This window comes from Flavobacterium sp. HJSW_4 (genome assembly GCF_042436695.1).
GTDB lineage: Bacteria > Bacteroidota > Bacteroidia > Flavobacteriales > Flavobacteriaceae > Flavobacterium.
On sequence record NZ_JBHNPP010000023.1, the window covers coordinates 1 to 23,063 of the forward strand.

The following is a 23,063-nucleotide window of genomic DNA, read 5'->3' on the forward strand; positions in this document are numbered from 1 at the left end:
CAATGAAAAAAGTTTCTGGAACTTTAAAATTAGACCAAGCTCAATTCCGTGAATTAGAAGCTTTCGCTAAATTTGGTTCTGACTTAGATTCTGTTACTTTAAACGTAATTGAAAAAGGTAAAAGAAACGTTGAGATCTTGAAACAAGGTTTAAATGATCCTTATACAGTTGAAAACCAAGTAGCTATTATCTACGCTGGTTCTAAAAACTTATTAAGAAATGTTCCTGTAAATAAAGTAAAAGAATTCGAAGCAGATTTCTTAGCTTACTTAAACAGCAAACATAAAGATACACTTAACGCTTTGAAAGCTGGAAAATTAGATGACGCTATTACAGATGTTATCGAGAAAGCAGCAAAAGAAGTTTCAGCAAAATATAACTAATAAGATAATTGGTAAATTAGATAATTAGAAAATGTTCAACCATTATTCTAATTATCTAATTTTAAAATTGTCACATTTTCTAATTAATAGATGGCAAATTTAAAGGAAATCCGTAATAGAATTACTTCCGTTTCATCGACGATGCAGATTACATCGGCTATGAAAATGGTTTCTGCTGCAAAGCTGAAGAAAGCACAAGATGCAATCACTGCAATGCGTCCTTATGCCGAGAAATTAACGGAGTTATTGCAAGATCTTTCTGCTACACTAGAAGGTGAAATAGGAGGAGATTACACTACACAACGTGAAGTAAAAAAAGTATTGTTAGTTGCTGTAACTTCAAACAGAGGTTTATGTGGTGCTTTCAATTCGAATATTATTAAAGAGATTAAAAACCGTACTGAGTTTTATGCTGGAAAGCAAGTTGACGTTTTTGCTATTGGTAAAAAAGGTGGAGATGCTTTAGTTAAAACGCATAAAATCTACGGTCATCATAATGCAATTTTTGATCATTTGACATTTGAAAATGTTGCTGGAATTGCAGATAATTTAACTCAAAAGTTTTTAACTGGAGAATACGACAGAATTGAGTTAGTATACAATCAGTTTAAAAATGCTGCGACTCAGATTGTTCAAGTAGAACAGTTTTTACCGTTAGCACCTATTAATACTGATGCTGCTGCTGTTTCTGGAGATTATATTTTTGAACCAGGAAAAGAAGAAATTGTGTTGGCTTTAATTCCTAAGTCTTTAAAAACACAATTGTACAAAGGTATCCGTGATTCATTTGCTTCTGAGCATGGAGCACGTATGACTGCAATGCACAAAGCAACAGATAATGCTACAGAATTAAGAAACCAATTGAAATTAACTTACAACAAAGCTCGTCAGGCTGCGATTACAAGTGAGATTTTGGAAATTGTTGGTGGAGCAGAAGCCTTAAATGGATAATCTATTCCATAATATATAAAAAGAAAGCCAGCGTTAGCTGGCTTTTCTTTTTTATTGGAAGTTTTATTCTTTTTTAAAAATAGTTTTATAAAATGGTGATTCTCAAATTACAATTAAGTTGAGAATCACTACCATTTTATAAAAATAGACAGATAGACTCTGTGTGCTTTGTCTTTTGTGGGAACAAACTAGCTTTATTAATCCCAATGCTCTGTTTTTTTAAGGGTTACATTTCAGCAGAATCAATCCCTGTGCTTTGTCTTTTGTGGGAACAAACAAGCTTTATTAGTCCCAGTGCTCTGTTTTTAAAGGGTTACTGCAGCTGAATCAATCCCTTATGCTTTGTCTTTTATGGGAACAAACAAGCTTTATTAGTCCCAGTGCTTTCTTTTTTTAAAGGGTTGTATTTAGCTTTCCCATTCCCTTTGAAACAAATTTAACTAAAGACTGTAAAAAAAATGTTACATAATTTTTAATTAAATTTTATATATTTCACATGTTTTGCTTCAAAACATTCTATAATAATCTAAATATAAGTATTTTAGAAATATTTTTTTATGCGTTTTTCTTTTTTTGTTAAGTTTAATTTATTTTTTTTAAAATATTAAACACTTGTTTTCTTAGTTTATATTTTAAGTATTTTTGAAATCTATTTCCTTTAAAAACAATGGCCTTACTAATACGAGAGCTTACTACCATTGAAGATATGGAGGCTCAGATAAATACGATTCGATTTTTATATCCAAATATATCTCTTGAAAAATATAGATTATTTCTTTCTGAAATGCTTCCGCATAATTATATTCAAATCGCAGTATTTGAAGATGAGATTTGTCTTGGTCTAACAGGCTGTTGGTCAGCAACAAAACTCTGGACAGGAAAATATCTTGAAATTGACAATTTTGTTGTTAATCCTGAATATAGATCTAAAGGAATTGGAAAAATGCTCACCGATTATGTAGAGAAAAAAGCAATTGAGCTAAATTGTAGCAGTATCGTTTTGGATGCTTTTACAGGAAATTTTGGAGCTCATCGATTTTATTACAATCAAGGCTATGCTCCAAAAGGATTTCATTTTGTAAAAATCTTGGACGAAAACAAAATGACTGTTTAAAAACAAACATAAGTTTTCTTTATTGCACCAACAAAAGCACCATTAAACAAAAGAAATGGTTATTTTTGTCTTACAAACATTATTAGAATTATATTTTGGGATTATATAAAAATCTATTCAAGCAAACGGCAATTTATGGACTGGCTACAGTTTTACCAAGAATGCTGAGTTTTTTATTAGTGAGATTATATACAGGAATTTTACCTACAGCAGAGTATGGTGAAGTTTCGATTGTATTGTCTTGGATGGTTTTCTTTAATGTAGTTCTTTCTTACGGAATGGAAACTGCTTTTTTCAGATTTTACAGTGCTGAAGATGATAAGAAAAATGTAATTGCAACTTCTACAATTTCAATATTTTGGACTTCCATTTTATTTCTTTTTGCCGGTTTAATTTTTAGAAATACATTGGCAAACTTAGCAGAAGTAGATGTTCAGTATATTACCTACACGGTGTGGATTTTAGTATTAGATGCATTGGTTTTAATTCCGTTTTCTAAACTTAGAGCGAATCAAAGACCAATGGTTTATGCGGCAATTAAAATTGGAAATGTTGTAATTAACTTATTACTGAATATATTTTTCTTGATTTATCTTCCAAAATTAGCAGAATCAAATCCGAATTCTGTTTGGGATAATTTATATGTGCAAAATTTCCAGATAGCATATATTTTCATTGCAAATCTTTTGGCAAGTTTGGCAACATTTATTGTGCTTTCTCCAAATTATCTTTCGCTTGGACGAAAATTCGATCCGGTGCTTTGGAAAAAAATGATGAAATATGGGCTTCCAATTTTAGTGGCTGGGTTGGCTTTTGCCGTAAATGAGCATTTTGATAAAATCTTATTGGGTTATCTTCTTCCAGAAAATTTAGCAAAATCTGAAGTGGGAGCTTATTCTGCTTGTTACAAATTAGGATTATTTATGGTTCTTTTTGCAACCGCTTTCAGATTAGGAATTGAGCCTTTCTTTTTTAGTCATGCAAAAAATGAAAATGCGCCACAGACATATGCTGTGATTACCAAATATTTCGTGATTTTAGGATCATTGATTTTATTAGGCGTAATTGTTTTTGCAGACGTTTTAAAATATCTGTTGTTAGAAAACAAATCATATTGGGAAGCAATGAAAGTTGTGCCATTAATTATTTTGGCAAATTTCTTTTTAGGCATTTACAACAATTTATCAGTTTGGTATAAATTGACAGATAAAACAAAAATTGGTGCTTACATTTCTATCGTTGGAGCAATTGTTACCTTGATTTTAAATTATTTATTAATTCCAAAATACAGCTATTATGGTTCTGCAATCGCAACCATTTCGGCTTACGGAAGTATGATGCTTATTTCTTATGTTTTAGGAAATAAATATTATCCGATTCCTTATGATATGAACAAGATAGGTGCTTATTTAGGCGTTTCAATAGTATTTTCAATAATCTCATTTTACGGATTTAGAGAAAAATATTATGTTGGAATTCCGCTTCTTTTAATCTTTATGTACATGGTTTACCATTTTGAAAAAGATACTATTAAAGGAATAATGAAAAGAAAATAAGACGTTTTAAGAAAATTATATTCAAAAATGAAAATTCAAATTATCAATAAATCACAGCACGATTTACCAAATTACGAAACGATTGCATCTGCAGGAATGGATTTGCGTGCCAATATTATAGAACCAATTACGTTAAAACCTTTAGAAAGAACTATTGTTAAAACAGGACTTTTTATTGAATTACCAATTGGTTACGAAGCGCAAGTAAGACCAAGAAGTGGTCTGGCAGCAAAAAAAGGCGTAACTGTTTTAAATTCGCCAGGAACTGTCGATGCAGATTATAGAGGAGAAATAGGAGTAATTTTAGTAAATTTATCTAATGACGATTTTGTAATCGAAAATGGAGAACGAATTGCGCAGTTGATTATTGCTAAACATGAAAGAGCAGAATGGATTGAAGTTGAAACACTTACTGAGACATCAAGAGGTGAAGGAGGCTTTGGAAGCACTGGAGTGAAATAATAAAAAGGAAAGACCAAACCCAATGAAGATTTTTTAATCTTCCCATAAAAATCAAATAAAGAATGAAAATAATTGTGCCAATGGCGGGCCGCGGATCAAGATTGAGGCCTCATACTTTAACAGTTCCAAAACCATTAATTCCAGTTGCTGGGAAATCTATCGTACACCGTTTAGTTGAAGATATTGCTAAAATATTAAAAGAACCAATTGAAGAAGTTGCGTTTATTTTAGGGGACGAAGCTTTTTTTGGAGATGATGTTGTGGCAAGTTTAGAAGACTTAGCAAAAGGATTAGGAGCAAAAGCATCTATTTACCGTCAGGATCAGCCTCTAGGAACTGGACACGCTATTATGTGTGCAAAAGATTCTTTGTCTGGGCCAGCTGTAATTGCTTACGCTGATACTTTAATTAGAGCAGATTTCGAATTAGATCCAGAAGCAGATGCTGTAATTTGGGTAAAGCAAGTAGATCAGCCAGAAGCTTTTGGTGTTGTAAAACTTAATCAGAATAATGAAATTATAGAATTGGTTGAAAAACCAAAAGAGTTTGTTAGCGATTTAGCCGTTATCGGAATTTATTATTTTAAAGAAGTTGGAATTTTAAGAAACGAGCTTCAAAATGTTTTAGATAATAATATTCAGAATGGTGGAGAATATCAGATTAATGACGGTATCAAAGCGATGATGGCAAACGGTAAAGTTTTTAAAACTGGAAGCGTTGACGAATGGATGGACTGTGGTAACAAAGATGTTACGGTTGAAACCAATACAAGAATGTTAGGTTTTCTTCACAACGATGGTGAGCATTTAGTTGATTATGGTGTTACTTTAGAAAATTCAACAATTATTCCTCCTTGTTATATCGGGGAAAATGTTGTTTTGAAAAACACTACAATTGGTCCAAATGTTTCTCTTGGAAAAGGATGCCATGTAACAGACAGTACGATCAAAAACAGTTTAGTTCAAACGTATTCTAAAATTAAAAATGCTAGTCTTGATAATGCAATGATCGGAAATCATGTAAGTTACGATGGTAAATTTACAAGTATTAGTATTGGAGATTACGCTGTTTTAGAATAAAATAAAAATTAGCAAAGTTTCGTTTTCTTTAAAATGTAGTTTTTACAAATGATGAAAAAAAGAGTTTTTACGGTTTTGTTTTTTGCTTTATTCAGCACATCATTTTCGGTTTTTGCACAGACAGAACCCGAAGATATTGCTATGGCAACAGATGAATATCAAGACTCATTTTATGAATCATTAAAACAAAAAGGAATTGAAAATTATGATAAAGCTATTGTATCATTGGAGAAGTGTATCAAACTTAAACCCAATGATGCAGTTGCTTATTTTGAATTAGGAAAAAACTATTTTTCGCTTAAACAATATCAAAATGCGCAAGATGCTTTTGAAAAAGCAACACAGATTGATCCTAAAAATAAATGGTTTTGGCTTGGAATTTATGATGTAAGTTACGAGACTAAAAACTATCCTTTGGCAATTGAAATTATTCAAAAAATAATTGTTTTTGACGAAGAATATAAAGACGATTTGATTTCGTTGTACATGATTACCAATCAGTTCGATAAGGCATTGACTGCAATAAACGAAATGAATGATAAATTCGGAAAATCTTCTGATAGAGAAATTTATAAAGCGCAGATTTTATCGCAAGGAAAATATCAGAATGCTGAAATTGATAATCTTTTAGATCAGATTAAAAAAAATCCGAAAGAAGAATCAAATTACGTAAATCTGATTTTTTTATATTCTAAGAATAACGAAAATGAGAAATCGCTGGAAGTAGCAAAACAATTGGCAAAAGAAATTCCAAATTCTGAATGGGCACAGGTGAGTTTGTTTAAAGGATATTTGGATGCTAATCAAGCAGATAAAGCTATCAAGTCGATGAATGTGATTTTAGCAAGTTCAAAAATCGATTCAAAAATCAAACACAGAACTTTGAATGAATTTTTGATTTATGTAAATAAAAACCCACAGTATTCTGCCGATTTAGAAAAAGCCATTTCTTATTTTGATAACGATAAGGATGTAGATGTTGCCAAAGAAATTGGAAAATTTTATCATAGCAAAGGACAGTTTGAAAATGCGATTAAATATTATGAAAAAGATTTAAGCGTCAATTCGGATACCGCGCTTGAGACCAATATACTGTTATTAGATGCATATTCTCAAGCAAAAAAATATGAGCCAATGACAAAAAGAGCCATGATGCTGATCGAAGTTTATCCGAGTCAGGCTCAGTTTTATTACTATGCTGGTTTAGGAAGCAATCAGCTGAAACAATTTAAAAATGCAAAAACCGTCTTAGAAATGGGTCTTGATTATGTGGTGGATGACGTAAAATTAGAATCAAATTTTAATATTCAGTTAGGAGAGGCATACAATGGATTGGGAGATGCGAAGAAAAAAGAGGAATACTTTTTGAAGGCAAATGAATTATTAAAGAAGAAAAAATAAAAGAGAATTCAGATGAAAAAATATATATCAATACTAGTATTGTCAATTGCTGTAATTTCATGTAAATCAAAAGCAGTGGCAGTGCAAGGAAATACAAGCCAGACAATTGCACCAAAAGAAGACAAAAAAGTAATCGAAAAACATTACGATAATAAGTTAGATTTTTCGACTTTATACATCAAAGCAAGTGCAAGATATGCTGATGAAAAACAAACCCAAAATGTTACAGCTGAGATTAGAATTGAAAAAGACAAACAGATTTTAATTAGTGTACGTTTCTTAGGAATAACGATGGCAAAAGCCTTAATCACACCAGATGCAGTAAGTTATTATGAGAAAATAAACAGTACTTTTTATGAAGGTGATTTCAGTAGTTTAAGCAAATGGTTAGGAACAGATTTAGATTATTCTAAAGTTCAGAATCTGTTAGTTGGAGAAGCTTTTGACGATTTAAGAAAAGGAAAATATACGCAAACTATTGTAGAAAATTTATTCAGATTAGACGAAGAAAAAGATGCTAATTTGAAGAAAACCTTTTTCTTAGATGGAGAAAAATATTTAATTCAAAAGGAAGAGATTTCGCAACCGTCAGAAAACAGAACATTACAAATTGCCTATTCAGATGCTAAAACTTTCAATCAAGGAGTGTTGCCAACAAGTATCGAAATCAATGCAGTTCAGCCAAAAGGCAAAACAAGTATTAACTTGAATTATAACAATATTTCATTTAATGAAGAACTTTCTTTTCCGTATAGTGTTCCAAGCGGTTATAAAAAAGTTACAATTAAGTAAATTTGCAAAATAAAAACATAAACATGCCAAAATTTCTCCTAAGCCTAGTTTTAGTTTGTGCCACTACATTTGTATGGGCGCAAGATTCTCAGCAAGAAAAACTGGAGCAGCGTAAAGCTCAAATTCAGCAGGAAATCAGAGATAACGAAAAGATGTTGCAATCTGTTCGAAAAAAAGAGAAATCTGCTGTGAATGAATATTTAATTCAGGCAAACAAAATCAAGCTAAAAGAGAAATTAATTAATACGACGGCAAAACAAGAAAGACTGCTTAGTAATGACATGTATATTAATCAGGTTCAGGTTAATAAACTTAAAAAAGAATTAAAAGTTCTAAAAGAAGATTATGCTGAAATGATTTTAAAATCATACAAAAGCCGTTCTGAGCAAAGCCGTGCGATGTTCATTTTATCTTCTGAAAGTTTCTTGCAAGCTTACAAAAGAGCACAATACTTAAAGCAATACACTACTTTTAGAAAAAATCAAGGTCTTGAAATTCAATCTAAAACGGCTCAATTAGTTGATTTTAATGCAAAATTGGATGGACAAAGACAGGTAAAAAAGAAGATTATTGCAGAGAATCAAAAAGAAAAAGTAACTCTTGAAGTTGAGAAAAAAGAACAGCAAAAATTAGTTAATTCACTTAAAAAGGATAAAAATAAAATTGCTGCCGATATTCGATCAAAACAAAATGAATCTAAACGAATTGACAAACAAATTGATCGTTTAATTCGTGAAGCCATTGCTGAAGCAAACAGAAAAGCAGCTGCAGAAAGAGCAAAAGCGAATCCAGGTTCAAGTGAAACAAAAGCGGCACCAGTTTCTTCTTCAAAAATCGCATTAACACCAGAAGATAAAATCTTAGCTGCTGACTTTAAAGCAAACAGAGGAAGATTGCCTTGGCCAGTAGAAAAAGGATTTATTTCTCTAGGATATGGAGATCAGCCGCACCCGCTGCACCCTTCAATTACAGTTCATAATTCTGGAGTAGAGATTACAACCGAAGACGGTGCAAGTGCAAGAGCAGTATTTGCTGGAGAAGTTTCTAAAGTAATCGTTTTATCACCAGTGAATAAAGCAGTTGTGATTCAGCATGGAGATTTTTTCACAGTATATCAAAATTTAAGTTCTGTTTCGGTTAGTCAAGGAGACAAAGTGACTATCAAGCAAAATATCGGAAAAGTGAGAACAAGTGGAGACACAGGAAAAACAATCATCAAATTCTTGATTCTGCAAAACACTTCAAATAATAATCCGGAAGGATGGCTGCAAAGCAGATAAAAATTTAAAGGGAGCAATTAAGCTCCCTTTTTTATTTAATCATATTGTTCTAAAAAGTATTTAATAACATCTGTAGTAGTTACAATTCCTTTCAACTCTCCATTATCTACAACCGGCAATGCATGAAATTCTTCTTTAGCAAAAGTCGCTGCAAGGTCTTTAATGGTGGTATCAGAAGGAAGAGTTCTAGGTTTTGAAGTCATAATTTGCGGAATAGTCAGCATATCTAAAATAGCTTCATCGACACCTTCTTGTCCGTCAAATAAAGCGCCAAAAGTTAAACGGTTAATATCTGTACGACTAATTATACCAACAACTTCTTTACCATTTACAACGGGTATATGGCGAATAGAGTGTGTTTTTAGTTTAGAAATTACATTTCTTAAATCATCATTCTGATTTACTGTTACAACAGTTTTAGTCATGATATGACTAATTGATTCTCTTTTTTTCATGATAATTAGTTTTATATTTACATCAAATATGTAAAATAATTCTTTCAAAAAATATGATTATTATCAGTTTTTAAACAATTTAAAAGAACTGAAAATGCCACTAAAATTTAGTATTTTTGCAGTATGGAAACAAATAGACAGAAAAAAATAGGCGGTGTTCTTCAGAAAGATCTGGTTGACATTTTGCAAGGTGAAGTGAGAAAAAACGGAATTACAAATTTGGTAATTTCTGTATCCAAAGTGAGTGTTACTACAGATTTGTCTGTAGCGACAGTATATTTAAGTATTTTTCCACAAGAAAAAGCCAAAGAAACTTTAGAGGCAATAAAAACAAATACAACTTTGATCAAACATGATTTGTCGCAGCGTGTACGTTTGCAATTACGTCGCGTTCCGAATTTAGTGTTTTTTATAGACGACTCTTTGGATTACATTGAGAAAATCGACAATGCGCTTGCAGGAAAAGAAAACCCAATAGAAAATCGTGATCTTTTAGAAAAAAGAAGAAAATCGTAATTTGAATTTTCCGTTATACATAGCCAAGCGTTATATTTTTAGCAGCAGTAAAAACAATGCTATAAATATCATTAACCGTATTGCCAGCATGGGAATCATTGTTGGTACGATGGCTTTGTTTGTGGTTTTATCGGTCTTCAGCGGACTTAAAGTTTTTAGTCTTTCGTTTACCAACGAAATAGATCCCGATTTAAAGTTGGTGAGCACTTACGGAAAGTCTTTTTTACTGACGCCCGATCAGGAAAATCAGGTGAAAAAAATAAATGGTGTTGCTTCTTACACCAAAATAATAGAAGAACGTGTTTTGTTTTTATTTAAAGACAAACAGCAAGTTACTTACCTAAAAGGAGTTGATAGTATTTACCCAGTTGTAAACGATATCAAGAAGAAACTCTTTAATGGTCAATGGCTTAAGCCGGATAGTTTTCAAGTTGTAATTGGATACGGATTATCCCAAAATTTCTCAATGGGAATTCTTGATTTCGAAAATCCGCTACAGATTTTTGCTCCTAAACCTGGAAAAGGGGCAATTGAAAATCCGGAAGAAGCTTTTACGAAAACCGATGTTTTGCCTGTTGGTATTTATTCGATTAGCGAAGATTTAGATTCAAGATATGTATTTGCAGATTTAGGATTGGTGCAGGAGTTGCTAATGTACAAACCCAATCAAATCTCTGGAATTGAATTTAAATTAAAAGAAAACGCAGATGAAGCAGCGGTAAAGACACAGCTCAATTCTATTTTTAAGAATAAAATCACTTTAAAAAATAGAGCACAACTGAATGAGTCTTTGTATAGAATGCTGAATACCGAAAACATTGCAGTTTATCTGATTTTTACATTAGTAATTATTGTGGCACTTTTTAATTTGATCGGTGCCTTGATTATGATGATTTTAGAAAAGAAAGGGAATTTAAAAACTCTTTTCAACTTAGGAACAGATATCACTGGTCTTCGAAAAATATTTTTGCTTCAAGGAACTTTATTAAGTGTTTTTGGTGGTTTAATCGGATTGGCTTTAGGGATAATTTTAGTGATATTACAACAGAAGTTTGAACTTATCATGATTACGCCAACTTTGGCTTACCCAGTTGTTTTTACGCTAGAGAATGTTGTTATTGTAATGACCACAATTATTTCATTAGGTTTTGTAGCTTCATTAATTGCAAGCAGCCGAGTAAGTAAAAAACTACTTGATTAATAACTTCTTAAGAAATATTAATTATATTTACCGCCTTAAAAAACTACAGCATATGATTGTTTCTGCTTAATCCTATTTTATTTTTTAAGAATAATTAGGATACTTACGTTTACTTTTTTAGTTCAGATTGCAACTACATCTGGACCAATTTTATTATTTATCCTAAAATATCATGACAGAAACAACTATAAAGAAAAGCTTCTTTTCTAAAATTTTTACCACTTTAAAACAAGCCTTAAAAGGCGACGAATCTTTTGACTATACTTCTGGAAGTATAAAAAAAGCTGTAATTCTACTAGCTATTCCGATGGTTTTGGAAATGATGATGGAATCGGTTTTTGCATTAGTCGATTTGTATTTCGTTGGACATTTAGAACATAGCAGTTTTGCCATTCAGACCGTTGGTTTAACTGAATCGGTATTGACTGTAATTTATTCTCTTGCGATCGGAATGAGTATGGCTGCAACAGCAGTTGTAGCAAGACGTATCGGAGAAAAAGATCCTGTCGCTGCAGCGAAAGCAGGAATGCAGGCCATCATTATTGCTTTTGCAGTTAATAGTTTATTGAGCATTTTCGGAATTATTTACGCCAAAGATATTTTGATTCTAATGGGTTCTTCAATAGAATCAGCAGAACATGGTTTCCGATTTACACAAATTATGATTGGTTCAAGCTTGTGTATTATGCTTTTGTTCTTGATAAACGGAATTTTCCGAGGAGCTGGAAATGCAGCAATTGCAATGAAAAGCCTTTGGATTGCTAATATTTGCAACATCATTTTATGTCCGATTTTAATTAATGGTTTCGGACCAGTTCCTGCTTTCGGATTAATCGGTGCAGCTTTCGCGACTACTATCGGAAGAAGTATTGGAGTTATTTATCAAGTGTATCATTTGTTCTTTGGAAATGGAGTTTTAAAAATTAAAATCTCCTATTTCGCTCCAGATTTTAAACAGATAAAAGCTTTAGTAAAAATTGCAGCTCCAGGAATTTTACAATTTGTAATTGCATCTTGCAGTTGGATTTTCTTGGCGCAATTAGTCGCAACAACAGGAGGCGATCACGGTTCAGCAGGATATCAGACCGCATTACGAATTATGATGTTTTTCATTCTTCCAGCTTGGGGATTGAGTAATGCCGCTGCGACTTTGGTTGGACAAAACTTAGGAGCCAAACAAATCGAACGTGCCGAAAAATCGGTTTATACGACAGCAAGATACAATGTGATTTTCATGGCTACGATTATGATTATTACTTTAGGTTTCGGGCAATATATTATTTCGTTTTTCACGAATGATGAACAAGTAAAAACCGTTGCAATCGAAGCATTGCAAATTATGAGCATCGGATTTATTTTCTACGGAATTGGAATGGTTCTCATCAATACTTTCAACGGAGCAGGAGATACTTGGACACCAACAGGAATTAATTTCTTTGGTTTTTGGTTGTTCCAAATTCCGTTAGCTTTTGTGCTTGCTAAACATTTTAATATGGGACCAACGGGAGTTTTTATTGCCATTCCGGTTGCTGAAACCGCAATTACTTTGGCAGGAATCTTTTTCTATAAAAGAGGAAAGTGGAAACGAGTTCAAGTATAATAAAATTTAAAAAAGGCCTTCAATATTGAAGGTCTTTTTTATTTGTAAGAAATTTACATTAATTTTGTTTTATATTTTTGATGGAATATAATTTCTTATGATTAAAATTAATTTAGAAAACACTTTTGAAGCAACATATGTAGGTGCCAGTTTTGATCAATATATTTTTGAATCTGTTCTAAAAGATGATACAATAATTCAACTTAAAGTTAAGTTTACAAATATCGCTGAATCCTTATTGCCAAATGTTTACAATTTAGCTTTTGGACCATTTGATACAAGTGGAAAAATTAATGATTCAATAAATCTTAAACATAAAGATAGTAATAAGGTTTTTTCGACAATTATTTTGTTTTCCATAACTTTTTTAAAAAATAATCCTCGTATGACAATTGGGATTGACGGTTCAGATGATTTACGAGCTAACCTCTATCATAGGATGTTTAGATTTAATTACAAAGATTTACAAGATTTTCTAGTGATCATTGGAGTAGATTGGTATGTGAGATTGTTGAGAAATGGAACGATTGAATTAGATGATAATGGATTGGCATTTTTTAAACCCAAACCAGAACCTTTTGATTTTCAGAGAAGAACTGACGACCTTTATAGATACTATATGTTTAATTTAAATCAATAATGTTTAAATTTGCTTTATGAAAGATTCTATTCAAAACAAGATTAATAAAATTCAAGAGATTGCTCTTGCCTCTGCCTCAAAGAAAATATAATAGGTATTGGAGATGCTATTGAAACTAATAACGATGACAACTTGACTAAATCAATTCGAAATGAAAAAGAAGCTGAATTATTTTTTTCGGAATTAAAATCAGCAATTGATCTAGCTAAAAGAAATTCTGCAAAAAACATTTTAGAATAATCTTTGATCAAAAAGATATCATAAAAAAAGACCTTCAATATTGAAGGTCTTTTTTTATGATATTAAGCAAATTCGTATCCTGCGTAAACCTGCTCGATTTCTTTCATGATAGCGAATAAATCTTCGGGTGCATCAGTTGTAACTAATTTTTGTTTGAATTCTTTAAACGAATGAATTCCTTTGAAATAATTGGTATAATGGCGACGCATTTCTACAATTCCTAAACGTTCGCCTTTCCAATCCATTGACCATTGCAAATGATTTCTAGCCGCTTCAACACGATCAATAACCGTTGGAGCAGGTAAATGTTCACCCGTTTTGAAATAGTGTTTTATTTCGTTAAAAATCCACGGATAACCAATCGCAGCGCGACCAATCATGATACCGTCAATTCCGTATTCGTTTTTATATTTTAATGCTTTTTCTGGACTGTCGATATCGCCATTTCCGAAAATTGGCATTGTAATTCTTGGATTGTTTTTTACACGCGCAATGTGCGACCAGTCAGAATGACCCTTGTACATTTGAGCACGAGTTCTTGCATGAATTGTCAAAGCTTGAACTCCAATATCCTGAAGTCTTTCAGCAACTTCGTCAATATTAATTGAGTTTTCGTCCCAACCTAAACGCGTTTTTACTGTAACAGGTAAATCAGTTCCTTTAATAACGGCTTGAGTCAAACGAACCATTAAATCAACATCTTTTAAAACTCCTGCACCAGCACCTCTGCAAACTACTTTTTTTACTGGACAACCAAAATTGATATCCACCAAATCAGGTTTTACTGTAGAAACAATTTTAGACGACATCTCCATTGCTTCTTCATCACCACCAAAAATCTGGATTCCAACAGGACGCTCGTAATCAAAAATATCCAACTTCATTCGACTTTTTATAGCATCACGAATCAATCCTTCCGACGAAATAAATTCAGAGTACATCATGTCAGCTCCGTGCGTTTTGCATAATCTGCGAAAAGGCGGATCACTAACATCTTCCATCGGTGCTAATAATAAAGGAAATTCGGGTAATTCTATGTTGCCAATCTTGACCATCTTCAATATTTTTTGCAAAATTACAACTTTTAGTTCAATTTGTGCCAAATTGAGGTTAAAGGTTCAAAGTGACAAAGTTGCAAAGGTTTTATATTCAGAATCTAAACCTTTGTCTCTGTGAATCTTTGCAACTTTGTACCTTTAAAATTTATCTATAATCAAAAAATCGAATTGGTTTTCGGCTCATTGGATTAAAAACAATTGGACTTAGAATTTCTTTTGGAACAAATTCTATTTTTGGCGTTACTCTCAATTTTGCTCTAAAGTGATCTTTAATTTCTTGAAGAAATTCTGGAGACTGATTTTTCACAGCAATTTTAATCAAGATTTCATCAGTACCTAAATCGTTAGTTGAAATTTCAATTAAATGATTTTCGATATTATCAAAACTGCTCAAAACATCATTCATCGCTGGCGGATACAATGTTGTTCCTTTATATTTAATCATTTGTTTTTTACGTCCAACAACTGGTCCAACGCGCAACGTATTTCTTCCGCATTCACAAGGATCGTCATGAAACTGAACAATATCTCCAGTTTTAAAACGAAGCAAAGGCATTGCTTCAATACCTAAAGTAGTAAAAGTCAGTTCGCCAGTTTCGCCATTTTTTACGGGAATATTATTTTCGTCTAGAACTTCTACAATGATTAATTCTGGATGATGATGCCCGCCTTTTCCATGTTCACATTCTGTAAAAGCAGTGCTCATTTCAGTAGAAGCGTAAGTCGAAAACAACTTAATATTCCATTTATCTGTGATTTTTTTCGATAGAATATTCATGGAGAAATCTTGTTCTCTCAAAGATTCTCCAATGCAAATTGCACCTTTTATGCTCGAATTATTATAATCAATTCCGTGAATTTCAGCGTATTCAATTAATTTCAAAAGGAAAGAAGGAACCGTAATTAAATAACTCGGATTGTATTTTAAAATCGAATCCCATTGCATTTCTGGAATTCCTGCACCAACTCTGATTACGCCCACTTTCAATTTTCGAAGACCAAGAAAATAAGCCAAACCAGCCATAAATTTTCGGTCAATTGTCGTCATTAATTGTACAACATCACCTTCTGCAATTCCGGCACAAGCAAACGAAATTGCTTCATTATAAGCCAATCGATCCAAATCAGAATCGGTTAAACCAAAAGTTACAGGATCTCCTAAAGTTCCCGAAGTTGTAGCGTAATCGATAATTTTATGTTGCGGAACGCATAAGAAATCATCGTTATATTGTTGTAAATCTTCTTTGGTAGTAACAGGTAAAAACTGTAAATCTTCCAGCGTTTTAACTTTCGAAATATCAATGTTTTGTCCAGCAAAAAGTCTTTTGTAAAACGGAGAATTCTCGCTGATATATTCTAGAAGTTCAACTAATTTTTGTTCTTGAAAAATTTTAATTTCTTCTAAAGAATTTTTTTCTATTGCTGGAATCATTTTAATTTTCTTTTGACTTTTTTTAAATATTTTTCAATTTCTTCTTTTTGAGGAACTGTAGTGACTTCATGACTCAAAGCCTTTTCAAAATTCAGCTTTGCCTGAAGAAATTCCTTTTTTTGGTAAAAGTACAATCCTGTCTTATAATATACAACCCAATAATTAGGGTTTAACGCTTGATAATTCTGGAGAAATTCTAGAGAAACGGTTTCTTTCTTTTCTAAAATAGAATCTAATTTATGATCTTCAATTTTGAACTTTTTAAAATTCTGAAAAGCAACTGTTTCCACAAAAGGATCTTTCGCAATATTCAAATTTTCTTTCTGAAACGATTTTGCTGAATTTTGGCTTTCGCCGAAAATCGAATTCAAATCATAACAAACAAATTCGCCCAATTGAAAAGGATTTGCCGAAACCCAAACCAATTTTTCTTTTGGTTTAAAGATAATTCCGTGATGCGCTAAAAGCTGATTTAATGCTTTTTCATTTCCAAAACCTAGAATTTCATTTTTTAAACCGTCTTTATTTCGAAGAATTTCCGAAGCAATTTCAGGATTTACTTTTGGATTTTCAGACAGCAATTCCTGCATTCTTTCATATCGATATTCAGAATGGCTATTGGCAATTTGCTCCAGATTTCTTTTATCATCTTTGAAAGCTTCGCCTTGAAAATGATTCGAACAAATTAATTGATCACTATTTGGAACATCGTAAACGTCCATTTTATTGGGAGAAACTTCAATTAAAATCGCTTTGTTATCATTCGCACTTCCAACCATAATCGATTCAGAAACAAATACTTTTCTTTTTTTTGCGATAGCAATTGCTTCGTCTAGATTTTTGGCGTGCTGTAAAATTTCACGAGTTAAAATCGAAATCGGAGTTTTCGCGCTAAGCGGAATTTTAGATTTCGAAGCATTTATCGTAACGGTCAAACCTTCGAGATTCATTCCAGAAACGGCACCAATCATTCCAGGCCAAGTGACCATCATAAACGGAAATCCTTCTTTTGGTTTTATGAAGGCGGCTATTTTATTTTCCGCGAAAGCGTCATTCACATAAAAATCAAAATTTCGCGCCAAGATTAAATTTCCATCTTCCGATTTTTCATTCCAAGCCGCAAAAGAAGAACAGCCAACCAAAGCCAAATCTTGCAATGCGTGACCGATATCGTGTGCCGCATGCAAATACAAACCGCGCTGATATTTCGGTGCAATATTGTCAAATTCGGTTGAAGTATATTGAGAAACGCCATAAATCTCCGTTTGATATTCGTCGGGAACATTTAAATACAGTTTGCGATTGTACCATTTTAGAAAATGGCGAAGCAGTTTCTGCTGAAATTTGGACGGAATTAAATCGGTTATTTTAGAGAAAAAAATACGTTGCTGTTTATGCAAAAGTGAATCAGTCAAAGCGCCAGTTGAAAGTCCGATTTCTAGCGGATCGCCTTCAACATACAATTCCCAAAGACCTTGTTTATTTTTTAAAAGCGAATTTTTTCCAGAAAGGAAAACGCTGTCTGATAATTTCTCAACGACAGGTTTTGTATTGTTGAAAGCCGTAATATCTGGCGTATGTTTTTTTGATTTTGAAGTACCGCAGGAAGTCAGCAAGCTTAAAAAACCGATAAAGAAGAGGTAAAATATTCGGTTTTTCATAATGACTTATTCAGATGCTTTTTTAATTTTTTCCAGCAGATATTCTTTTCCTACAATTTCAGAGCAAGTTATGACCGCTCCAACCGTAACTCCCAAGACACCGTGCATGTTAATACTTTGGCCTGTAAGATAAAGATTTTCTACCTTAGTTTTAGTCGGAATCATAGTTTTCATCGGATTATTTGAATCTTTAACATATCCGTACATATTTCCGCCGTCTCCGCCAATGTAATCTCGGTACGAAAGTGGAGTAGAAGTATGTACCGATTTAATGCAATCTTTTATTCCTGGAAATTTTTTCTCGATTTCTTCTAAAAACTTTGCCGCTTTTTTAGCTTTGAATTCGTCATAACTTTCACCTCTTTCATTTTCTTCAAAAGTGGTATTAAATGTACTTTCCCAAGCTTTAACATCATCATATTTCATATACGTTAAAAACGTCATTCCGTCTGCCCATTCTTCGTCTTTTTTCGACGGATTCATAGACGCCATAAAAGTCTTTGGCCAAGAATTTTCGTCGTACTCATACGAAGTCCAAACATCATTCGCACTTTTAAAATGGTAATAATTATGATTGATGTATTTGAAAGTTTTCGGCTTAAAAACAATATATAAACTGAAGGCAGAAAGAACACTTTCTAAGTTCTGAATTCTATTGAAAAAGGGTTTTCTGAAGTTTCCCTGACCCGCCATTTTCAAAGTTGTTTTCGGTTCAATGTTCGAAATAAAATACGTTCCAGAAACTTCTGTTCCGTCTTTCATTTTTACCGAATTTACCTTTTGATTTTCAACTTCAATCTGAGTTACTTCTTTATGTTTAAAGAATTCACCTCCGAAATTTTTCAACTGTTTCAGAAGTTGTTTCGTAATCTGACTTCCGCCATTTATGCAACGCCACGAACTTTCGATGTACGAATTGATAACAAGCGCGTGTACATAAAAAGGTGATTTTTCAGCTATGCCAGCATAAAGAAAATTAGATCCTGCCAAGACCGCTTTTAGTTTCTCATTTTGAGTAAAAGAATCGATTGTTTCTTTCGCGTTAAGCGTTAGAATTTCATCATCATATTTTCCTTCAGATTCTAGATTGTAAAGCGGAAATGTTTTGCAAACCGCTTTTATTTTTTGGCAATATCTTTCTAAATTTTCTTTTTCTTCTGGAAAAAATTGAGTTAGTTTTTCAATGAAATTCTCGAAACCTTGCGCATGCGGATATTCGGTTTCATCATTATCAAAAGAAATAATATCAAAACCATTTTCGTCTAATTTTTTCAGATTCAAATGATCCATTATTCCAATGTATTTGAAATATTGGTTAAGATTTTGGCCTTCACCTAAACCTCCGATGTAATGAATTCCAGTATCAAAAATGGTTTTATCTCTTACGAAAGTCTGCAGATTTCCGCCATATTGATTGTTCTTTTCGAGTACACAAACGCTGTAGCCTTCTTTTGCCAGAATAACAGCAGAAACCAATCCGCCTAAACCGCTGCCAATTATGACTACATCGTACTGTTTTTTCATTTATTTTTTCTTTAAAACGATTAAAGTATTTTCTTCAGAAACAATTTCAAAATCCTTCAACTGATTTTTTAAACGAGAACAATTCACTAAAATTATAGAAGAAGTGGTTGAAATTACTTTTTCGATTTCCGCTTCATAACTTTCATCAGAAATTAAAAGTATATCGTAATGATTTTCAATTGCTGATTCTAATTTTTCGAGATAGGTTATTTTTCTCTTTTTGACTAAATAATTCGTTTTGGCAACCAGCAATTTTTCTTCGTCATTTATAAAAGAAACTATTTTTCGTTGCGGTTCCTGCAGCGTCAACAAAACATCCAATTGCCCGTAATCATTTCCTAAATGAAGCAGTTTTGCTTTTGGCGCAATGTGTTTGTTTAGGCTGTAATACGTTTCGAGATTCTGTTTTAAATCCTTTTTGACGCTATTTCCAATTTCGATTTCTTTATAATCGTAACTGTTAATGAGCATGGTTTTGAAATAATCTGGGCCTTCAAGTTGTTCGCGAATTTTGCGATATTCTCCTTTAAAGAAAGCACTTATTTGTTTCGTTCTTTCAGTATAATTAGTTCCAAATGAAAGATTTTCTGGTGTAATTCTTTCTAAAATTGTAACCGTCAATTTTCCGTGATGAATGACAAAATCACCTTTCGGAATTAACTCTGAAGCACCATGAATAACTACAGGAAGAATATCTATTTTAAATTCTTCAGCAAGAAAGAATGCACCTTTATGAAATCTCTTTATAACATTGTTTTCTGATCGCGTTCCTTCTGGGAAAACCATTAACGAATAACCTTCGTTTACTTTTTTACGCAAATGTTCAACTCCGCCTTCAAGACCTTCAGAAACAGGATAAAAACCTGCTTTTCTCACAACGCCACCAAAAATAGGAGAGTTGTAAACCCAGTCGCTTACCAAGAAAATGATTTTTGGACTCAGCATTCCGATCGATAAAATGTCTAGAAATGAAGAATGATTGGCAATAATTACCGCTGGTTTTTCAAAAGTTTCATGGAAATTATTTACGACTTTTTTGCGAATAAAAGGATTCGAATACAATACCGATTTCATGAATTTTGAAACCACATATCGGAAAGCTTTCATTTTTGACTTTTTACTAAAAGGCAAAATCGGCATTAGCGTAAAGCTGAAAATCGACATTACAATTCCACCCAAACCATAATAGGCAAACGAAATTACGCCATGAGTAAAAGTTCGCAATTGAAAAGGTGGATTTCCTTTTTTGGGACGATTTGATAAAAACAGTTTGAATAAAATCGGATAAAAAATGAATGTGATAATCAAGGCAGCAAAAACCCCAATTAATGAAACCAATGAAATGGAAGTAAGAGCTGGATGTTTAGCAAAAATCATCGCGCCGATTCCTAAGATTGTCGTGATTACCGCCAGAATGATTGACGTTCTATAAATCGCAATTTCGTTAACTCCGTTTGTGTATTCTTTTTGCAATGCACTCGTCATGAAAATACTGAAATCGACTCCGTGACCAAAAATCAAAGTGCAGACAATCATACTGAAAATATTCATTTGAATGCCAAAAATGCCCATAATTCCTGCCGTTACAATTCCTGTTAAAGCAATTGGAATACAGCTGATAATGACCAATTCGATTCTTCGGAAAAAGAAAAATAGAATTAAAATTACGGCAACGAAAGAGTAATTTACAAGCGAATTAAAATCGGTTTTTAGAGTGCTAAAAAACGTTTCGTTCATCTGCTGACGATCGATTGCAATTACGTTTTCTGTTTTTGAAGTAGCTTTTACAAAAGCGTCGCGCTGTTCTGGAGCGACTTTTACTAAAGTTGAAACGGTATAAAAACCATTTTTCTCTGTAATGAATTCTTGTAATTGAAGTGCTTTTATTTGAAGATAATCATTGGAAGAAATTGGCTTGAAATCTAAATCTAATTGGTCAAAAAATAAACTGTAAGTTGAAGGTTTAAAACCAAGTTTAGCGCCTTCAGCAATTAATTCTGATTTTACGAATTGTTTTTTCTGCGAATTCCAAAATGAATTCCATTTCTCGATTTTTTGTAATTGTTCCTTTTGCGAAAGCACAATTCCGCCAACCGAGCTGAAATTTAAAATTTTATGCTGTAGTTTTTCTGTATTTAAATTTTCGAAAAGAAGACTATTATGCTGCAAAGCTTCTTCCATCGTTTTTCCGTAAGAAGCGACATAAATAGTTTTGGAAGTTAAACTTGTACTTTCTTCCAATTGTTTTTCAGCAGCTTTAATGTCTTTTGGAATAAAATTCAGCTGCGATAAATCGTTATTAAAACCAACATCATTATAAGTAAAACAGCAAATTATGGTAATGATAACGCAAAGTCCGATTAAGATTTTATTATTGTGAAAAGAAAAATGAGCCATTTTATCGATTACATTTTTCTTGTGTTCTGCCGGATTTTCTTTTGGTTTATATAAGTGAGGAATAATCAAAAGCGAGAAAATTGCCGAAGCCATAACGATAACAGCAGCAAAAATTCCAAGATCATTTAGCGCATCCGATTTTACAAAAAGCAGACATAAAAACGCAACGGCAGTTGTAGAACTGCTCATAATTACGGGCATTGTAATGTCTTTGTACAACGTTTTTACATCGCTGTTGTGCTTGTAATGCGTGAGAATATGAATGGAATAATCGATTGTGATTCCTAATAAAATAGAACCAATTCCTAATGAAATTGCTGAAATCTGCTCTCTAACGAAATACAAAAAGGCAACCGCAAACAAACCTCCAAAAACCGTCGGAAGAAAAATAATCAGCGGAATTAAAATTTTTCGATAAAATAAAATCAAGATCAGCATTAAGGTAAACATCGCGATTGATGTCGTCAAAATAATATCTCCTTTAATCTGATTTGCATTTGCAACAGCAATTAAAGCAGAACCAAAATAACTGATAGAAGTTTTTCCTTTAAACTGCTGATTTAAATTTTCTTGAATCGATTTAAGCTTTTCAGCAAAAATGGTGTTCTTTTCTGTTTCACTCGAAGGAATATTTGAAGTGATAAAAAGCAGTAATTTCTTTTTATCCTTCGTCATTACAAAACCATTTTCTAGTGTAAAATCGTCACCAATATTTAATTGCTGTAATTTTTTTAAAGCGATAAACGAAATCCCAAACGGATCTTGCAGAATAAAATCTTTGGTAATAAATCCAGAAGGAGAAATAATCGATTTGTAATTTCCTTGTACAGTTGCCGCAATACTATCTTTTTGAAGTTTCTTTTCGATAGCAGCATAATCTTTATCATCTAAAAAAAGAGGAAGATTATTGTAAACAAAATCAATAGTTTCTTGAATGTTTTCTTCGTCAATTTTTCCTTGAATTCCTGTTATGTAAGGTTTGCAAGATTTAGAAACGCTGTCTGAAAATACAGTTGCCATTTCTTTTAAATCTTCGGCAGAACCGTTTTTATCCAAACTGAAAATTACGGTAGTTTTATCGGCAAAGTTTAATTGTTTTAAAACTTTGGCAGTAACATCGGTTTTGTCGTTGGTCGGAATAAGTTTGGTAATGTCTTCTTCAAACTTTAATCTTGAAGCGAAGAATCCAAAAACAACAAGCATCAAAATAGCCAAAAGAACCGATAGAGATTTTCTTCGGGTTACAAATAAATGAATGGCGTAGAAATATTGATGCATGATTGTTGGTTAAGTTTTTCAGCCACGAATTTCACGAATTTTC

Annotated in this window: 18 protein-coding genes and 1 pseudogene; 13 read left to right on the plus strand and 6 right to left on the minus strand. The window is 32.5% G+C overall.

Annotated features, from left to right (window positions below; genetic code table 11):
• The 9 genes and pseudogenes from ACE01P_RS18460 to ACE01P_RS18500 form a co-directional block, all read left to right on the plus strand.
• Nucleotides 1-383, plus strand: a pseudogene (locus ACE01P_RS18460) (F0F1 ATP synthase subunit alpha); the annotation flags it as partial.
• A 90-nt stretch (nucleotides 384-473) separates the two neighbouring features.
• Nucleotides 474-1,334, plus strand: coding sequence for an ATP synthase F1 subunit gamma (atpG, locus tag ACE01P_RS18465; protein WP_379700427.1), 861 nt, complete (start codon nucleotides 474-476; stop codon nucleotides 1,332-1,334).
• A gap of 667 nt (nucleotides 1,335-2,001) precedes the next feature.
• Nucleotides 2,002-2,448: a GNAT family N-acetyltransferase gene (locus ACE01P_RS18470; protein ID WP_379700428.1), complete on the plus strand. Its 447-nt coding sequence runs from the start codon at nucleotides 2,002-2,004 to the stop codon at nucleotides 2,446-2,448.
• A gap of 95 nt (nucleotides 2,449-2,543) precedes the next feature.
• The gene (locus ACE01P_RS18475; protein ID WP_379700429.1) at nucleotides 2,544-4,004 is read left to right on the plus strand and encodes a lipopolysaccharide biosynthesis protein; all 1,461 of its coding nucleotides are present in this window, start codon (nucleotides 2,544-2,546) and stop codon (nucleotides 4,002-4,004) included.
• 27 nt (nucleotides 4,005-4,031) lie between these two features.
• Complete coding sequence (gene dut / locus ACE01P_RS18480; protein ID WP_274254888.1) at nucleotides 4,032-4,466, plus strand: dUTP diphosphatase; 435 nt, start codon at nucleotides 4,032-4,034, stop codon at nucleotides 4,464-4,466.
• A 62-nt stretch (nucleotides 4,467-4,528) separates the two neighbouring features.
• Nucleotides 4,529-5,545: a sugar phosphate nucleotidyltransferase gene (locus ACE01P_RS18485; protein WP_379700430.1), complete on the plus strand. Its 1,017-nt coding sequence runs from the start codon at nucleotides 4,529-4,531 to the stop codon at nucleotides 5,543-5,545.
• A gap of 51 nt (nucleotides 5,546-5,596) precedes the next feature.
• Nucleotides 5,597-6,946: a tetratricopeptide repeat protein gene (locus tag ACE01P_RS18490; protein WP_379700534.1), complete on the plus strand. Its 1,350-nt coding sequence runs from the start codon at nucleotides 5,597-5,599 to the stop codon at nucleotides 6,944-6,946.
• Between the two features lie 12 nt (nucleotides 6,947-6,958).
• Nucleotides 6,959-7,738: a DUF4292 domain-containing protein gene (locus tag ACE01P_RS18495; protein ID WP_379700432.1), complete on the plus strand. Its 780-nt coding sequence runs from the start codon at nucleotides 6,959-6,961 to the stop codon at nucleotides 7,736-7,738.
• 23 nt (nucleotides 7,739-7,761) lie between these two features.
• Entirely contained in the window at nucleotides 7,762-9,018 is a 1,257-nt protein-coding gene (locus tag ACE01P_RS18500) for a murein hydrolase activator EnvC family protein (protein ID WP_379700433.1), read from the plus strand.
• Nucleotides 9,019-9,053: 35 nt separating this feature from the next.
• On the opposite strand, the gene ACE01P_RS18505 is transcribed toward ACE01P_RS18500, so the two are convergent.
• Nucleotides 9,054-9,473, minus strand: coding sequence for a CBS domain-containing protein (locus tag ACE01P_RS18505; protein WP_379700435.1), 420 nt, complete (start codon nucleotides 9,471-9,473; stop codon nucleotides 9,054-9,056).
• 123 nt (nucleotides 9,474-9,596) lie between these two features.
• On the opposite strand from ACE01P_RS18505, the gene rbfA reads away from it, so the two are divergent.
• The 4 genes from rbfA to ACE01P_RS18525 all read left to right on the plus strand — a co-directional run bounded on the left by rbfA (nucleotide 9,597) and on the right by ACE01P_RS18525 (nucleotide 13,430).
• Nucleotides 9,597-9,989: a 30S ribosome-binding factor RbfA gene (gene rbfA / locus ACE01P_RS18510; RefSeq protein ID WP_144216310.1), complete on the plus strand. Its 393-nt coding sequence runs from the start codon at nucleotides 9,597-9,599 to the stop codon at nucleotides 9,987-9,989.
• A gap of 1 nt (nucleotide 9,990) precedes the next feature.
• Nucleotides 9,991-11,190, plus strand: a complete 1,200-nt coding sequence (locus ACE01P_RS18515) for an ABC transporter permease (RefSeq protein WP_379700438.1) — start codon at nucleotides 9,991-9,993, stop codon at nucleotides 11,188-11,190.
• A gap of 172 nt (nucleotides 11,191-11,362) precedes the next feature.
• Nucleotides 11,363-12,790 carry an MATE family efflux transporter gene (locus ACE01P_RS18520; RefSeq protein ID WP_379700440.1) on the plus strand — a complete coding sequence of 476 codons (1,428 nt, stop codon included), beginning with the start codon at nucleotides 11,363-11,365 and terminating at the stop codon, nucleotides 12,788-12,790.
• Nucleotides 12,791-12,887: 97 nt separating this feature from the next.
• Nucleotides 12,888-13,430, plus strand: coding sequence for a DUF6934 family protein (locus tag ACE01P_RS18525; RefSeq protein ID WP_379700441.1), 543 nt, complete (start codon nucleotides 12,888-12,890; stop codon nucleotides 13,428-13,430).
• A 302-nt stretch (nucleotides 13,431-13,732) separates the two neighbouring features.
• Here ACE01P_RS18525 and dusB read toward each other — a convergent pair whose 3' ends face one another.
• The 5 genes from dusB to ACE01P_RS18550 all read right to left on the minus strand — a co-directional run bounded on the left by dusB (nucleotide 13,733) and on the right by ACE01P_RS18550 (nucleotide 23,020).
• Nucleotides 13,733-14,725, minus strand: a complete 993-nt coding sequence (gene dusB / locus ACE01P_RS18530; protein ID WP_379700443.1) for a tRNA dihydrouridine synthase DusB — start codon at nucleotides 14,723-14,725, stop codon at nucleotides 13,733-13,735.
• Between the two features lie 148 nt (nucleotides 14,726-14,873).
• Complete coding sequence (locus ACE01P_RS18535) at nucleotides 14,874-16,160, minus strand: phenylacetate--CoA ligase family protein (RefSeq protein ID WP_379700444.1); 1,287 nt, start codon at nucleotides 16,158-16,160, stop codon at nucleotides 14,874-14,876.
• Nucleotides 16,157-17,821 carry a C45 family autoproteolytic acyltransferase/hydolase gene (locus tag ACE01P_RS18540; RefSeq protein WP_379700445.1) on the minus strand — a complete coding sequence of 555 codons (1,665 nt, stop codon included), beginning with the start codon at nucleotides 17,819-17,821 and terminating at the stop codon, nucleotides 16,157-16,159. The genes ACE01P_RS18535 and ACE01P_RS18540 overlap by 4 nt, the downstream gene beginning before the upstream one ends.
• A 6-nt stretch (nucleotides 17,822-17,827) precedes the next feature.
• Nucleotides 17,828-19,345, minus strand: a complete 1,518-nt coding sequence (locus tag ACE01P_RS18545) for a phytoene desaturase family protein (RefSeq protein WP_379700446.1) — start codon at nucleotides 19,343-19,345, stop codon at nucleotides 17,828-17,830.
• Nucleotides 19,346-23,020, minus strand: a complete 3,675-nt coding sequence (locus tag ACE01P_RS18550; RefSeq protein WP_379700448.1) for a 1-acyl-sn-glycerol-3-phosphate acyltransferase — start codon at nucleotides 23,018-23,020, stop codon at nucleotides 19,346-19,348.
• Nucleotides 23,021-23,063 lie beyond the last annotated feature (43 nt).

What these genes read in the sequence shown, in the direction of transcription:
- atpG (WP_379700427.1), top strand. Translation starts at nt 474, where the DNA reads ATGGCAAATTTAAAGGAAATCCGTAATAGAATTACTTCCGTTTCATCG.
- ACE01P_RS18470 (WP_379700428.1), top strand. Translation starts at nt 2,002, where the DNA reads ATGGCCTTACTAATACGAGAGCTTACTACCATTGAAGATATGGAGGCT.
- dut (WP_274254888.1), top strand. Translation starts at nt 4,032, where the DNA reads ATGAAAATTCAAATTATCAATAAATCACAGCACGATTTACCAAATTAC.
- ACE01P_RS18485 (WP_379700430.1), top strand. Translation starts at nt 4,529, where the DNA reads ATGAAAATAATTGTGCCAATGGCGGGCCGCGGATCAAGATTGAGGCCT.
- ACE01P_RS18490 (WP_379700534.1), top strand. Translation starts at nt 5,597, where the DNA reads ATGAAAAAAAGAGTTTTTACGGTTTTGTTTTTTGCTTTATTCAGCACA.
- ACE01P_RS18495 (WP_379700432.1), top strand. Translation starts at nt 6,959, where the DNA reads ATGAAAAAATATATATCAATACTAGTATTGTCAATTGCTGTAATTTCA.
- ACE01P_RS18500 (WP_379700433.1), top strand. Translation starts at nt 7,762, where the DNA reads ATGCCAAAATTTCTCCTAAGCCTAGTTTTAGTTTGTGCCACTACATTT.
- ACE01P_RS18505 (WP_379700435.1), bottom strand. Translation starts at nt 9,473, where the DNA reads ATGAAAAAAAGAGAATCAATTAGTCATATCATGACTAAAACTGTTGTA.
- rbfA (WP_144216310.1), top strand. Translation starts at nt 9,597, where the DNA reads ATGGAAACAAATAGACAGAAAAAAATAGGCGGTGTTCTTCAGAAAGAT.
- ACE01P_RS18520 (WP_379700440.1), top strand. Translation starts at nt 11,363, where the DNA reads ATGACAGAAACAACTATAAAGAAAAGCTTCTTTTCTAAAATTTTTACC.
- ACE01P_RS18525 (WP_379700441.1), top strand. Translation starts at nt 12,888, where the DNA reads ATGATTAAAATTAATTTAGAAAACACTTTTGAAGCAACATATGTAGGT.
- dusB (WP_379700443.1), bottom strand. Translation starts at nt 14,725, where the DNA reads ATGGTCAAGATTGGCAACATAGAATTACCCGAATTTCCTTTATTATTA.
- ACE01P_RS18535 (WP_379700444.1), bottom strand. Translation starts at nt 16,160, where the DNA reads ATGATTCCAGCAATAGAAAAAAATTCTTTAGAAGAAATTAAAATTTTT.
- ACE01P_RS18540 (WP_379700445.1), bottom strand. Translation starts at nt 17,821, where the DNA reads ATGAAAAACCGAATATTTTACCTCTTCTTTATCGGTTTTTTAAGCTTG.
- ACE01P_RS18545 (WP_379700446.1), bottom strand. Translation starts at nt 19,345, where the DNA reads ATGAAAAAACAGTACGATGTAGTCATAATTGGCAGCGGTTTAGGCGGA.
- ACE01P_RS18550 (WP_379700448.1), bottom strand. Translation starts at nt 23,020, where the DNA reads ATGCATCAATATTTCTACGCCATTCATTTATTTGTAACCCGAAGAAAA.